This window comes from Bacteroides acidifaciens, from assembly GCF_024623065.1.
GTDB classification, from domain to species: Bacteria; Bacteroidota; Bacteroidia; order Bacteroidales; family Bacteroidaceae; genus Bacteroides; species Bacteroides acidifaciens.
In genome coordinates this window covers 1-15168 of sequence record NZ_JANJZR010000091.1, presented here as the reverse complement: position 1 = coordinate 15168, position 15168 = coordinate 1, and the positions used below count along the sequence as shown (strand labels likewise).

The following is a 15168-nucleotide window of genomic DNA, read 5'->3' as shown; positions in this document are numbered from 1 at the left end:
AGAAAGGGAGACTTTTTATTGTGTGGACTATTATTTAAATTGAGGAAAAAGATGAGGGGGGCTTTTTAGTCAGCCCCTTTTCTAATGAAATCCTCTCCCGTAAATTGCCGAGTATTTATAACATTTCTTTCCCGGTTTGCTTCGGTGAAATAAAAAAACATATCTTTGCGTTACAAATAAAAAACGAATGATGGTTTTATGAATTTTCTACTCTGTATAAAAAGACCTTTTATCTGGCTTTCCCGTTTCCGTTATCGTTGCGGATATGGTGTACATTCTCCTTTTGCTTTCAGTCTGATAACAGATGTGATATATGAAAAGATGCCTTATTATGCTTATGCTTCTTTGGAGAAGGAACAAAAAAGGTTGGTAAGAGAACGTGGGTACAGTAGAGGTTCACAAAAGGTAAACCGTTTCTTGTTCCGGCTGGTGAATAAGGTACAGCCTGCTACTATTGTCGAAGTGGGACGTCCTTCAGTGGCTTCACTTTACCTTCAATCCGCTAAACCTTCTGCTGAATATCTTTTTGCTTCCGACTTGTCGGAACTGTTCTTGGATACAGACGTTCCGGTCGATTTCCTCTATCTGAATGATTACCGTAATCCTGAGTTATTGGAAAAAGTGTTTGATATCTGTGTGCGGCGGACTACTTTGAAAAGTGTATTTGTCGTACACGGAATCTGTTACTCGAAAGAAATGAAAGCACTCTGGAAGCGGCTGCAAGAGGACGAACGGGTAGGGATTACCTTTGACTTATACGACCTCGGTCTGCTCTTTTTTGATAAAACAAAAATAAAACAGCATTATATCGTCAACTTCTGAGAACCTTTGTATGTTTATCTTATATCGATGACTAAAAAAGAACATTATGAAAAAGTGCCTTGTATATACAAGAACCGGTGATAAAGGGACTACCAGCCTGGTCGGCGGTAGCCGTGTACCGAAAACACATATCCGTCTGGAAGCCTATGGAACAGTGGATGAACTGAATTCCCATTTGGGATGGTTGCATACTTATCTGCTGGATGAATCAGACCGTGATTTTATTCTGAGTATTCAGCATAAGCTATTTGCTATCGGTTCGCATCTAGCCACCGACCAGGAGAAAACGCAACTGAAGCCTGCCAGTATAATCTCTTCGGAAGATGTGGAAAGTATCGAACAGGAGATTGATAAACTGGACGAGCAACTGCCGGAACTTTGCGCGTTTATTATCCCGGGCGGAAGTCGGGGGGCATCTGTTTGCCACATCTGCCGTACTGTTTGCCGGAGAGCGGAAAGACGTATTCTGGCTTTATCCGAAACTTGTACAATTTCGCCTGAAGTATTAGCTTTTGTCAACAGATTATCAGATTATTTGTTTGTTTTATCCCGAAAAATTAATTTTGATGAACAAAACAACGAAATATTTTGGGATAATGGTTGGAAATGATAGATTTTATTATACTTTTGCCGAAAATTAGAAAGCAAGACAAATTAAGTATTCACTTTAAATACTCAAAATTATGTATTGGACATTGGAACTAGCATCAAAACTGGAAGATGCTCCCTGGCCGGCAACCAAGGACGAATTGATTGATTATGCCATGCGTTCGGGTGCTCCTCTTGAAGTTATCGAGAATCTCCAAGAGATGGAAGATGAGGGCGAAATCTATGAGAGTATAGAAGATATTTGGCCGGATTATCCTAGTAAGGAAGATTTTTTCTTTAACGAGGAAGAGTATTAATTTTAACTGAGAACTGAACATATAAAAATACCCGATAGCTTTTGTACAGCTACCGGGTATTTTTATATGTCTCATTGTTTGTATCTCTTGGCAAGTGTGAGTCTGACTTCATCGTTCATGTCCTGCGAGCCGATTCTTACAATCTGTTCGCCTGTCACGTTGGCGATGTCTTTAATCTCAGGAACGGTATCGGGCAATGCACCGATAGCAATCTGTCCTGCTGTGTAACAGGTTCCGGTAGCGGAACTTCTTGTGCCGGCAATAGTTCCACCGGTGGCAAGAATGTGAATATTCGGTTTTGCGGCAAAAGCTATCGTTGCAGTAAGTAGCAGGGCGGTTACTATCAGACCAAATCTTTTGGATTGTTTCATAACAATATATTATTAGAATGTTTGTATAAAAAGCAGTCCCAACGCAATAGCAACGGCTGTGGACACCAGTCCGGGCATCATGAACGAATGATTCAACACATATTTGCCGATTTTGGTTGTTCCTGTCCGGTCGAAATTGATGGCGGCTACCACGGTGGGATAGTTCGGGATAAAGAAATATCCATTAACGGCGGGGAACAGGGCAATCAGCATATATGGAGAGATCCCCAGCGCAATACCCAGTGGTACGAGTGCCCGCACGGTGGCTGCCTGGCTGTAAAGCAGGATAGACATCACGAACAGCGCAATCCCGAAAAGCCACGGCATCTCGCGGACAATGTCTTCGATAGAGAAAGTAAGTTGTGCCATATTCCCTTGAAGGAACGTATCACCCATCCAGGCAATACCGAAGATAGCGATAACCGCCTGCATCCCGGCAGGGAATACGGAACCCTGCGTTGCCTTGATTCCGTCTGTCTTTGTCACTAATAAGATGATGGCCGCAGCCGATAACATGACAATTTCGATGATGGACGACATTCCCAATGTAACGATTTCACCGTCGATAAGAAAAGACGGGCGTATGCCTTCGAAAGAACCGAAGAGTACGATAAAAGCGGTTGCCAATATGAAGATGATGACAGAGAGCATTGCCGGACGTTTGTTCTTGACATCTTTAATTTCTGCTTTCTTGTCGTTGAAAAGACCTTCTTTCAACCTTTTCTGATATTCGGGGTCGTCTGCGAGGTCTTTCCCCACTTTCATGGAGAATAAAGCGCCTACCCAAACACCGACAATCGTAGCGGGAATTGTGATTTTAAGAATATCGAAGAGGGTAATGTCAAATCCCGTTAGCAGTCCGAGCAAAGCGACGGTGGCAGCGGAGATAGGACTTGCCGTGATGGCTTGTTGAGAAGCGATGACTGCAATGCCGAGCGGACGTTCCGGGCGGATTTTTGTTTCGGTGGCAACTTCCGCTATCACGGGCAATATGGAATAAGCCACATGTCCGGTTCCTGCCACGAAAGTAAACAGATAAGTCACCAGCGGGCTTAACAGGGTGACGTGTGACGGATTTTTTCGCAGCAAATGTTCTGCCAGCTTTACCATGTAATCGAGTCCGCCGGCTGCCTGCATACAAGCGGCTGCCGAGATGACAGCGGCAATCATCAGCATGACGTCGATAGGCGGGGCAGTGGGCTGTAAACCAAAAACGAACGTGAGTATCGCCAATCCAACGCCTCCCATAACGCCAAGACCGATGCCGCCCAGACGTGCGCCAATAATAATGGCGGTCAGAACAAATGCTAATTGTAATATCATAGGTTGTTGCTTATTTTTAGTTTGAACACAAAGATAGCAATTTTCGTTCTTTGTATTTTCTTTTTCTTCTATTAACAACAAAAAAAACTTGTTGGATATTTTCTGCGTATTTATAAAAAAAACAATAACCTCGCTGGTTGGTTATATAAGTACTAACCGTCGAGTTGACAGCATCTTTTCGCAGGAAAGGAAGTTTATGAATTTGTACTGGAGCATAATATCCTTTCCAAAGAAGATTTGGATACCATTCTGAAACCGGAGAATATGATAAAACCGGTGAAGTTGGACATTCATCCGAATAGTTGATTGATGTTATAGTAAGTGGAAATAGAATCAATAGGGAAATCGCTGGGGTGGATAAATATCTGCTCCGGTGATTTTAATTATACTTACTTTGGTTTCAAAGGCTTGCAACTAAATGTTTCAACGTATAAAAACACTCCGTTTCACTATATAAAAACACTTCGTTTCACTGCATGAAACAGAAATTGCCCTTAGTCGCTGATTTCGTTTACTGTAGGCTTATTCTATATAAGGCGGTGATAGATGTGGTGACAGGTTGAAAGAGGATTCTCATTTTTTATATGAGAGAGTAGTCAGAAAACTTCTTTATCATATTCATATGCTTTCAGTTCATTATAAGGATATGGGGCAGGATGGGATGAACGACAGTTACTTTGAACAAACAAAAAACCGATAAATTGTGTTTGTTTATTCTAATTATATATCTTTGTCCCGAATTATAAACACGTAAATTTATGAAAAAGATTTTTGGTGCTTTAATGATTGCTGTATGTATCGGTATGGCAATGCCTGTTCAGGCGCAAATACACTTTGGTGTAAAGGGAGGTTTGAACTTGTCAAAAGCAAGTTTGTCCGATATCCCCGGCAACTTTAAGAAGGATAACTTTACCGGTTTCTTTATCGGGCCGATGGCTGAGGTTAATATTCCAATCGTAGGATTGGGGGTAGATGCTTCTCTGCTTTTTGCCCAAAGAGGTGTGAAAGTAACTCCAGAAGGAGCTGATGAATATACTGTTAAGCAAAACGGTCTTGATATTCCGGTAAACTTGAAGTATAACATCGGTTTAGGGAGTCTGTTGGGACTTTATATTGCTGCCGGCCCTGATTTTTATTTCGATTTTGAGAAGAAGTCAGGAATTGACAAGAAGAAAGCCGAAGTCGGCATTAACGTCGGCGCAGGTGTGAAATTGCTCAATCATTTGCAGGTGGGTGCCAATTATAACATCCCGTTGGGTGACACTGCCAAGATTGAAGGAACAGACGGCTCATACAAAACCAAGACCTGGCAAGTATCCGTTGCCTATATCTTTTGACAAAACATTTACTTTAACATAGCAGAACTGGAGGCTTTCGACTGTCGGAAGCCTCTTTTTTTATATCTTTGTGCCTGCAATGAAAAAATATGTAGATGTCATATTACCGCTTCCGCTTCCGAAGAGCTTTACTTACTCCTTGCCGGACGAGTATGCGGAAGAAGTGAAGATAGGCTGCCGCGTGGTGGTTCCTTTCGGGCGAAAGAAGTTCTATACAGCTATCGTCCGTAACGTTCATTATTGTGCTCCGACAGAATATGAAGTGAAAGACATATCGACATTACTGGATGCTTCTCCTATTTTATTGCCGAATCAGTTCAAATTCTGGGAATGGATAGCCGATTACTTCCTCTGTACGCAGGGCGATGTATATAAAGCGGCACTACCTTCGGGGTTGAAACTGGAGAGTGAAACGATTGTGGAATATAATCCCGACTTTGAAGCGGATGCGCCATTGCCGGAACGTGAACAGCGCATTCTGGATTTGCTGGCTGTCGATTCGCAGCAATGCGTCACCAAACTGGAGAAGGATAGCGGTGTCAAGAATATCCTCACCGCCATTAAATCCCTGCTCGATAAAGAAGCGATTTTCGTAAAGGAAGAATTGCGGCGTACTTACAAACCCAAGACAGAGGCTCGGGTACGGCTGGCAGGAACGGCTGATGAGAAGCAACTTCATATCTTGTTTGATATACTGTCCCGTGCCCCGAAGCAACTGGCGCTTCTCATGAAATATGTAGAATGTTCGGGTATTTGGGGAGATGGCGCTCCAAAAGAAATCTCCAAGAAAGAATTACTGCAACGGGCTAATGTCGCTCCGGCAGTACTGAATGGGTTGGTAGATAAGAAGATATTCGAGATCTACTACCATGAAATCGGCCGATTGGACAAGCAGGAGAAAGAGGTGGTTGGATTGAATCCCCTGAATGAATTTCAGCAACGGGCACATGATGAGATTGTACAATCTTTCCAAGAGAAAAATGTCTGCCTGCTTTATGGGGTAACGTCCAGCGGCAAGACGGAAATATATATTCATCTGATAGAAGAAGCTGTCCGTCAGGGCAAGCAAGTATTATACTTGCTGCCGGAAATTGCGCTGACTACTCAGATAACGGAACGCTTGCAGCGTGTCTTCGGTTCGCGCCTGGGTATTTATCATTCCAAATTTCCTGATGCCGAACGGGTTGAAATATGGCGGAAGCAACTCGGAGAGAATGGATATGATATAATTTTGGGTGTCCGTTCATCCGTATTTCTGCCTTTCCGGAATCTGGGACTGGTGATTGTGGACGAAGAGCATGAAAATACTTATAAGCAGCAAGACCCGGCACCCCGTTACCATGCCCGTAGTGCGGCGATTGTGTTGGCAGCCATGTATGGAGCCAAGACTCTGTTGGGAACGGCTACGCCGTCCATCGAGTCATGGCAGAATGCGATGGATGGAAAATACGGCTTTGTACAACTGAAAGAACGGTATAAAGAAATCCAGTTGCCGGAGATTATTCCGGTCGATATAAAGGAATTGCATCGCAAGAAGAGGATGGTGGGACAGTTCTCACCGCTTCTGATACAATATATGAAAGAGGCTTTGGAGCAGAAGGAACAGGTGATTCTTTTTCAGAACCGTCGTGGCTTTGCTCCGATGATAGAATGTCGTACTTGCGGTTGGGTGCCGAAGTGTAAGAACTGTGATGTCAGCCTTACCTATCATAAAGGAATCAATCAACTGACCTGCCACTATTGCGGCTATACCTACCAACTTCCGAAGGCTTGTCCTGCTTGTGAAGGGACGGAACTGGTAAACCGCGGGTTTGGTACGGAAAAGATTGAAGATGATATTAAAGTCCTTTTTCCGGAAGCTGCCGTAGCAAGGATGGACTTGGATACTACCCGTACCCGTTCCGCCTACGAGAAGATTATCGCGGACTTTGAGCAGGGAAAGACGGACATACTCATCGGGACGCAAATGGTATCCAAAGGACTGGACTTCGACCATGTAAGTGTCGTTGGAATACTGAATGCGGATACCATGCTGAACTATCCCGATTTCCGTTCTTACGAGCGCGCCTTCCAACTGATGGCGCAAGTAGCGGGACGTGCCGGACGTAAAAACAAGCGCGGACGAGTGGTGCTGCAAACCAAAAGCATCGAGCATCCGATTATTCATCAGGTCATTGCCAATGATTATGAGGATATGGTGAACGGACAATTGGCGGAACGTCAGATGTTCCATTATCCGCCTTATTACCGCTTGGTATATGTCTATCTTAAAAATCATAATGAAGCTTTGCTCGACCAGATGGCGGCAGTGATGGCAAACAAACTGAGAGCTGTATTCGGTAACCGTGTGTTGGGGCCGGATAAACCGCCGGTTGCCCGTATCCAAACATTATTTATTAAAAAGATAGTGGTGAAGATTGAGCAGAATGCACCGATGGGACGTGCACGGGAACTATTGTTGCGCATCCAGCGTGAGATGATTGAAGAGGAACATTACAAGTCCTTGATTATCTATTATGATGTGGACCCTATGTGATGAAAGAAATTATTCCCCCTTATAAATAACCTTTATTCATTAAATTAACTAACTAACCATGAAACGACTTACTATTATTTCTTTATCCAGTTTATTTGGTATGAGTGCTCTGTTTGCCCAGCAAGGAGTTACTCAGTGTGGAACTCCGACCGGACAACCGAAATTCCCTCTAGGGACTTATCAGGAATTGCCTGACCTTGCGACACCTTCCGAGAAGGAGTGGGCGGCAGTTACAGCAGCACAAGTCTCTTGGGGGACAACAGACACCCGCTATGCGAAACATCAACTTCCCTCATTGAAAAATCAAAAGAATATTTCTTTGAAAGGTTGGCGCGGTGAACGTGTAAATGCCCAGGCGGTTGTATGGACAGGAACAGAATTGCAAGACCTGAACTTCAGCTTTTCCGACTTTAAAGACAAGAAAGGAAACATGCTTCCAAAAGAGGCATTGACTGCCGGCTTTGTACGTTATGTGATGACAGACGAACTGAACAAAGATGGGAGAGGGGCTTGCGGTTACCGCAAATCGGTGGACTTCGATTCGCTGCTGGTAGCCGACCCGATTGACTCGAACCTGAAGTCAATGACATTGCCTGCCCGCACCGTTCAACCTATCTGGGTGCAATGTTGGATTCCACAATCTGCTGCTTCCGGAATTTATAAAGGAGAGTTATTGGTCAACGACGGTTCACACTTGTTGCAACGTCTGAATCTTGAAATAAATGTTTCTTCCCGCGAGCTTCCTCAGCCGTCGGAATGGGCTTTTCATCTGGATTTGTGGCAAAATCCGTATGCCGTAGCCCGTTATTATCAGGTTCCTCTATGGAGCCAAGAGCATCTGGACGCTATGCGTCCTTTGATGAAAATGTTGGCAAATGCCGGACAGAAGGTTATCACGGCTACTTTGATGCATAAGCCTTGGAACGGGCAGACGGAAGATTATTTCGATACAATGGTGACCTGGATGAAGCGTGCGGACGGAACATGGGCCTTTGACTATACTATCTTCGACCGTTGGGTGGAATTTATGATGAGCGTTGGCATTGACAAGCAGATTAACTGTTACTCGATGGTGCCCTGGAAGCTGTCTTTCCAATACTACGACCAGGCAACGAACTCTCTGAAATCGGTGAAGACTGCTCCGGGCGAACAGGCTTATGAAGAAATGTGGGTGGCAATGCTTGCTTCTTTCTCCAAGCATCTGAAAGAAAAAGGCTGGTTTGATATTTGCACTATTGCAATGGACGAACGTCCGATGGACGTGATGCAGAAAACATTGAAAGTGATTCGCAAGGCTGATCCGGGGTTTAAAGTTTCGTTGGCGGGAAATTATCATGCGGAGATTGAACCGGATTTATATGATTATTGCATTGTAATCGGTCAGAACTACCCCGAAGATGTACGTATCCGCCGTAAAGCCGAGAATAAGCGCACCACCTATTATACTTGTTGCACGGAAGCGCATCCTAATACGTTTACTTTCTCCGACCCGGCAGAAGCTGCCTGGATGAGTTTCTATTCTTCAAAGAAACATTTGGACGGTTATCTGCGTTGGGCATATAATAGTTGGCCGTTGGAACCGTTGCTCGATTCACGTTTCCGTACGTGGGCTGCCGGAGATACGTATTTGGTATACCCCGGAGCACGTAGCTGTATCCGCTTCGAACGTCTGATAGAAGGAGTACAGGCACATGAGAAAATAAATATTCTCCGCCGGGAATTTGAGAAGAAAGGAGACAAAGCCGGATTAAAGAAAATAGAAAAGATGCTGGCTCCGTTCAATTTGGGAGATATGCCGGAGATTCCGGCAGCGGTCACCGTGAATAGAGCGAATAGGATATTAAACTCATTCTAGTACGGAAACGAATCAAACTGTAACTGCGTATAAAGTATATAGTTTGCTGCGTTATGTCGGCGCTATACGGCAACTTTGAAGTAACACATGTTACAAAGAGAGAAGACATCTAAGCTTTTGTTTTGCAGAGACTGCTTTCTTAAGAGTGTGAATAATGTGAAGGAAGTGAAAGATTGAAAAAAGAACAATGAATCATCATAAATATCTGTCACACTTCAATTTATGAGCCTGTGATACTTGTGAAGGATAGAATTGTTAAAAAATGAATTTTATGAAGAAAATACTATTCGTTTGCCTGGGAAATATTTGCCGTAGCTCTACGGCAGAAGGTGTAATGCTTCATTTGATAAAAGAAGCGGGACTGGAAAAAGAATTTGTGATAGACTCTGCCGGAATCCTGTCTTATCATCAGGGCGAATTGCCGGATAGCCGAATGCGTGCCCATGCGGCACGGCGCGGTTATGAACTGGTGCACCGTTCGCGTCCTGTCCGTACGGAAGATTTTTATAATTTCGATTTAATCATCGGTATGGACGACCGTAATATAGATGATTTGAAGGATAAAGCCCCTTCTCCCGAAGAGTGGAAGAAGATTCGTCGCATGACGGAATATTGCACCCGTATTACTGCGGATCATGTCCCCGACCCCTACTACGGTGGGGCCGAAGGATTTGAGTACGTGCTCGATGTGCTTGAAGATGCCTGTGCGGGGCTGCTTACTTCTTTAACTCAGGATAGCTGATTCGGGTATGATAAGCAATCTTTAATTTTTCCTTGAATACAGCTTTTACGGTTGCGATGTCTTTGAAAGTGATGGGACATTCCTTGAAATAACCTTCAGTAACCTGGGAATCGATAATCTTGTCGACCAGGTTGCTGATGCTTTCTTCGGTATACTCCGGCAGGCTGCGCGATGCGGCTTCCACGGCATCCGCCATCATCAGGATAGCCTGTTCTTTGGTGAATGGATTCGGTCCGGGATAAGTGAACAATTCTTCGTTCGGCTCTTCGTCTGGATGCTCGTTCTTCCATGAAATATAGAAATATTTGGTTTTGCCCCGTCCGTGATGGGTGCTGATAAAGTCTTTGACGGCTTTAGGCAGGTTATGCTTATCAGCCAACTTTAATCCGTCTGTGACATGGTTGATAACCACCTGCGCACTTTGTTCGTAACCCAGGTTCTTGTGCGGATTGACTCCGCCCGACTGGTTCTCTGTAAAGAATGCCGGGTTTTCCATCTTCCCTATATCGTGATACAACGCTCCTGTACGTACCAACTGGCTTTTGGCGCCGATGCGGATAGCTGCCTCTGCCGCCAGGTTGGCTACCTGCATGGAATGTTGGAACGTTCCGGGGACTGTCTCGGACATTTGTCTCAACAGGTCATTATTGATGTTCGAAAGTTCCACCAACGTCACATTCGAGGTAAATCCGAACGTTTTTTCGAGTAAGAATAATAACGGATAAGCGAATAACAGTAAAATCCCATTAATAAAGAAATAGGTGTACATCCGTATATTCAACTTTGAGAAGTCATTCGAAAGCCCGTTCTCCGTCATTAGCTCAAAAGCAAAATAAACAGCGGCATAAGTCAGTATGACTAACAAGGCTGTGCGGAAAAGCTGTGACCTCTGCGAGAGTTCCCTTAAACTGAATATCGCCACCATTCCTGCTGCTAGCTGGGTGAGGATAAACTCATGCGGGAAACGCAGGGATATGGAACAAATCAATATTGTGATGACATGGGTAAGGAACGCTGTCCTCGAATCGAGGAACACGCGTATAATAATAGGTAGCATCGCATAAGGGATGATATACACATTAAATACATTATGTGTCACCATAAAAGCTGTGACGATGCTATAAAATACAATCAATGTAAAGAGTAACGATAAACTGCCTTTCCGCTGGTAATAATCTTTCCTGAACAGGTCGAGATAGAGCATGAAGCAGAGCATCAGCATGCCGACAAACAGGATTTGCCCGCCAAGAATCAGCCGGCTTTGTCCCATGGATTCATTGCGCTTGATGGATTCTTTGCGTAGCGACTCCAGTATGTTGTAAGTTTCAGTGCTGATGATTTCGCCTCGGTCGATAATCTTTTGTCCGCTGACTACAAGCCCTTTTGCCCAAGAATAGCTGTTCAGCATCTCTTCCTTGGCTGTCTGGGTTCTCTGTTCGTCAAAGGTGAGGTTAGGGGCGATGTATTCGTTCAACGAACATTGCCTGAGAATCTCCCGGTTGAAGTGGACGGAATCTGCCGAAAGCAGGTATTCATATGCTTTTTTTACAGTATAAATATCGTCTGTCGGATGTGAATTGGCAAGTTTGTCGTCAATGACCATGATAGACGAGGTGCTGTCTTTCCTCAGTTGCTGGATGTTTTCCGTAGATACAATCCCGGCTTGGTAGATTGTTTTTAGGGTGCGCTCAATGTAGCGCAGGTAATCTATGGAAGGAAGTATTCCTTTCAGATTCGTGTAGTAGTTCTCTTTCAGTTTGGCTATCGCGTCCTTTTCAATTTTCTTGTCAATCTCGTAATAAGGCTGGAAAAGAGCTAACAGACTGTCCTGTTCTTTCTGCACCACTGCGTCGTCCTTATAAATAGGAAAGTCGAAAGTGGCTATCAGTTGTCCGTATTTCCAGGGCTTGTTTATGTCAAACTGATAGTTGAACTTGCCGTCACGCGGGAGGAAATAGACTATCAGTGTCACAGTGCTCACAAACAGCAGTGATTTATATAGCAAATCTCTCCATGAAAAACTCTTTTTATTCTTCAAATGTTCCATATCCACTGAAATTTTTGCGAAAAGTACAAAAAAAAACAATAGTGTGGAAAAAAAGGTTTAATTTTGCCACGATTTACCTATACTAACCCAAATTATGGCAGAAAGAAAAGTAAGAGTTCGTTTTGCTCCAAGTCCTACTGGAGCATTGCACATCGGTGGTGTGCGTACAGCTTTGTATAATTATCTATTTGCACGTCAACACAACGGAGACCTGATATTTCGTATTGAAGATACTGACTCTCACCGGTTCGTTCCGGGAGCGGAAGAGTACATACTCGAATCTTTCAAGTGGTTGGGTATCCATTTTGATGAAGGTGTGAGTTTCGGTGGCGAACATGGTCCGTACCGTCAGTCCGAACGCCGTGAAATCTACAAGAAATACGTGCAGGTTTTGCTGGAAAATGGAAAGGCATACATCGCTTTTGATACTCCGGAGGAACTGGATGCTAAACGCGCGGAAATTGCTAACTTCCAATATGACGCATCTACACGTGGAATGATGCGCAATTCACTGACTATGCCGAAAGAAGAAGTGGACGCACTGATTGCTGAAGGCAAACAATATGTAGTCCGTTTCAAAATAGAACCGAATGAGGATGTGCGTGTGAATGACCTGATTCGTGGTGAAGTGATTATCAACTCATCTATCCTTGATGACAAGGTGCTTTATAAATCGGCTGATGAACTGCCTACTTACCATCTGGCAAATATTGTAGACGACCATTTGATGGAAGTGTCTCATGTGATTCGCGGTGAAGAGTGGTTGCCTTCCGCTCCCTTGCACGTGTTGTTGTATCGCGCTTTCGGCTGGGAAGACACCATGCCCGAATTTGCCCATCTGCCTTTGTTGCTCAAACCGGAAGGCAATGGAAAACTGAGCAAGCGCGACGGCGACCGTTTGGGATTCCCTGTATTCCCGTTGGAATGGCACGACCCGAAATCGGGCGACGTCTCCTCGGGCTACCGCGAATCGGGTTACCTGCCCGAAGCCGTTATCAATTTCCTCGCTTTGCTAGGATGGAATCCGGGCAACGACCAGGAAGTGATGTCGATGGACGAACTGGTGAAACTGTTCGACCTGAATCATTGTAGCAAGTCGGGTGCTAAATTCGACTATAAGAAAGGAACATGGTTCAACCACGAATATATCATGATGAAGCCCGATGCCGAACTTGCCCAACTGTTCAAGCCGGTATTGGCAGCAAATGGAGTGGACGCGGCGGCTTATAGCGATGCTTATTTGGCTAAAGTCGTATCATTAGTGAAAGGCCGTGTCAACTTTGTGAAAGAACTGTGGGACCAAAGCCGCTTCTTCTTTGCAGCTCCTACGCAGTATGCCGAAAAGGATGTGAAAAAGCGTTGGTCGGAAGATACTCCCCGCATCATGGGCGAACTGATAACCGTGCTGGAAGGTATAGCGGACTTCTCGTCCAAACCTTCGGAAGACATCGTTATCGGCTGGATTACGGAAAAGGGTTATCATATGGGTAATGTAATGAATGCTTTCCGCCTGGCAGTGGTAGGAGAGTGCAAGGGACCTCATATGTTCGACATAACCGAACTGCTGGGTAAGGACGAAACCATCAGCCGCATCCGCAGTGCAGTGGAAAAACTGGGATAATCTCCCGGCTTTTCTTCTGTGTGTTAGTGTTTTAATCATATATTTGTTTGTTATGCTTTACAATCTGGCGATTATCCTCTACGATTTCGCAGTGCATCTGGCTGCTCCTTTCAGTCGCAAACCCCGCAAGATGATGAAAGGGCATTGGGTAGTGTATGAATTGTTGCGTCAGCAGGTAGAGAAGGGAGAGAGGTACATTTGGTTTCATGCAGCCTCGTTGGGCGAATTTGAGCAGGGACGTCCGTTGATAGAAAAAATCCGTTCCACCTATCCCGGCTATAAGATACTGCTGACTTTCTTTTCACCTTCCGGTTACGAAGTGCGCAAGCATTACCGGGGAGCCGATATCGTCTGCTACCTTCCGTTCGACAAACCTCGTAATGTGAAGAAGTTTTTGGATATCACCACTCCTTGTATGGCGTTCTTCATCAAATACGAATTTTGGAAGAACTATTTGGACGAGTTGCATAAACGCCGCATTCCGGTCTATAGCGTCTCTTCCATTTTCCGTCGCGACCAGGTTTTCTTCAAGTGGTACGGCGGCACGTATCGTCACGTGCTGAGAAACTTCGATTATCTGTTTGTGCAGAACGAAGCTTCCAAGCGTTATTTGTCGAAGATTGGCATCAACCGTGTGACGATGGTCGGCGATACGCGTTTCGACCGTGTGTTGCAGATTCGCGAAGAGGCGAAAGAACTTCCGTTGGTAGCGAAGTTTAAGGGCGACAACCGTTTCACATTTGTGGCAGGCAGTTCGTGGGGACCCGATGAAGACTTGTTCCTTGAATACTTCAACAATCATCCGGAGATGAAATTGATAATCGCTCCTCATGTGATAGACGAAAACCACTTGGTGGAGATTATCGGAAAGTTGAAGCGTCCTTACGTGCGCTACACCCGTGCCGACGAAAAGAACGTGTTGAAAGCCGATTGCTTGATTATCGACTGTTTCGGGTTGCTCTCTTCCATTTACCGATATGGCGAGATAGCTTATATCGGCGGTGGCTTTGGAGTGGGTATCCACAATACGTTAGAAGCTGCCGTATATGGCATTCCTGTCATATTTGGACCTAAGTATCAAAAATTTATGGAAGCCATACAATTGCTCGAAACGAAAGGTGCCTATTCCATCAAGGACTACACCGAATTGGATACATTGCTGAACCGATTCCATACCGATGTCGCTTTCCTGAACGAAACAGGAGAGAAAGCCGGCAATTATGTAACCGGTAATGCTGGAGCAACGGAGAAGATTATGCACATGATTAACTTCTAACTTCCTTTTATTGATTTAAGGTTTAGGCTCAAGTTAAAAAGAATGGCTGAAAGTGTTTGTAAAAGAACGCTTTCAGCCATTCTTTTTATGCTTCGTGCTGAAACCATCCGGTTTCTTTATGTGAAATGTTAAGAGTGTATAATAACACTGTGTTTGATGTGGGCTTAGAGCCTTCTTATGCATATTTATATGCAAAGCCCTTATAATACAATGAAATATGATAAATTGGGACATAGGAGTTTTCGCAGAGTAAGGGTAAGAGCCTGTTTAAATTCTCTTCAGTCATAATATTATAGCTCTTACCCCAGCTTTTCTTGTCGCGTCCGTCTGTAG

Annotated in this window: 11 protein-coding genes and 1 pseudogene; 9 read left to right on the top strand and 3 right to left on the bottom strand. The window is 44.5% G+C overall.

Going from position 1 to position 15168, the window contains the following annotated elements; genetic code table 11:
* Positions 1-198 precede the first annotated feature (198 nt).
* The 3 genes from NSB03_RS17815 (at position 199) to NSB03_RS17805 (ending at position 1727) form a co-directional block, all read left to right on the top strand.
* Complete coding sequence (locus tag NSB03_RS17815; protein ID WP_024988457.1) at positions 199-822, top strand: hypothetical protein; 624 nt, start codon at positions 199-201, stop codon at positions 820-822.
* A gap of 46 nt (positions 823-868) precedes the next feature.
* Positions 869-1432 carry a cob(I)yrinic acid a,c-diamide adenosyltransferase gene (locus NSB03_RS17810; protein ID WP_024988458.1) on the top strand — a complete coding sequence of 188 codons (564 nt, stop codon included), beginning with the start codon at positions 869-871 and terminating at the stop codon, positions 1430-1432.
* Between the two features lie 73 nt (positions 1433-1505).
* Positions 1506-1727: a DUF2795 domain-containing protein gene (locus tag NSB03_RS17805; protein WP_002558131.1), complete on the top strand. Its 222-nt coding sequence runs from the start codon at positions 1506-1508 to the stop codon at positions 1725-1727.
* Positions 1728-1801: 74 nt separating this feature from the next.
* Here NSB03_RS17805 and NSB03_RS17800 read toward each other — a convergent pair.
* Both NSB03_RS17800 and NSB03_RS17795 read right to left on the bottom strand, forming a co-directional pair.
* Positions 1802-2098, bottom strand: a pseudogene (locus NSB03_RS17800) (asparaginase domain-containing protein); the annotation flags it as partial.
* 12 nt (positions 2099-2110) lie between these two features.
* The gene (locus NSB03_RS17795) at positions 2111-3421 is read right to left on the bottom strand and encodes an anaerobic C4-dicarboxylate transporter family protein (protein ID WP_024988460.1); all 1311 of its coding nucleotides are present in this window, start codon (positions 3419-3421) and stop codon (positions 2111-2113) included.
* 758 nt (positions 3422-4179) lie between these two features.
* Here NSB03_RS17795 and NSB03_RS17790 point away from each other — a divergent pair.
* From NSB03_RS17790 to NSB03_RS17775, 4 genes are all read left to right on the top strand, one after another.
* Complete coding sequence (locus NSB03_RS17790) at positions 4180-4758, top strand: porin family protein (RefSeq protein ID WP_135039289.1); 579 nt, start codon at positions 4180-4182, stop codon at positions 4756-4758.
* A gap of 79 nt (positions 4759-4837) precedes the next feature.
* On the top strand, positions 4838-7294 hold the full coding sequence (gene priA / locus NSB03_RS17785) for a replication restart helicase PriA (protein ID WP_024988461.1): 2457 nt from the start codon (positions 4838-4840) through the stop codon (positions 7292-7294).
* 58 nt (positions 7295-7352) lie between these two features.
* Positions 7353-9149: a DUF4091 domain-containing protein gene (locus NSB03_RS17780; protein WP_242358713.1), complete on the top strand. Its 1797-nt coding sequence runs from the start codon at positions 7353-7355 to the stop codon at positions 9147-9149.
* Between the two features lie 271 nt (positions 9150-9420).
* A complete protein-coding gene (locus NSB03_RS17775) occupies positions 9421-9891 on the top strand; it encodes a low molecular weight protein-tyrosine-phosphatase (protein ID WP_121766372.1) in 471 nt (156 codons plus the stop codon).
* Here the strand turns inward: NSB03_RS17775 and NSB03_RS17770 are convergent.
* Positions 9866-11938 (bottom strand): HD family phosphohydrolase, encoded by a 2073-nt coding sequence (locus NSB03_RS17770; RefSeq protein WP_024988462.1) that lies wholly within the window; start codon positions 11936-11938, stop codon positions 9866-9868. The two genes, NSB03_RS17775 and NSB03_RS17770, sit on opposite strands and share 26 nt — an antisense overlap.
* A 94-nt stretch (positions 11939-12032) precedes the next feature.
* On the opposite strand from NSB03_RS17770, the gene gltX reads away from it, so the two are divergent.
* Both gltX and NSB03_RS17760 read left to right on the top strand, forming a co-directional pair.
* Positions 12033-13559, top strand: a complete 1527-nt coding sequence (gene gltX / locus NSB03_RS17765; RefSeq protein WP_024988463.1) for a glutamate--tRNA ligase — start codon at positions 12033-12035, stop codon at positions 13557-13559.
* Between the two features lie 52 nt (positions 13560-13611).
* Positions 13612-14835, top strand: a complete 1224-nt coding sequence (locus NSB03_RS17760) for a 3-deoxy-D-manno-octulosonic acid transferase (protein ID WP_024988464.1) — start codon at positions 13612-13614, stop codon at positions 14833-14835.
* Positions 14836-15168: the final 333 nt, after the last annotated feature.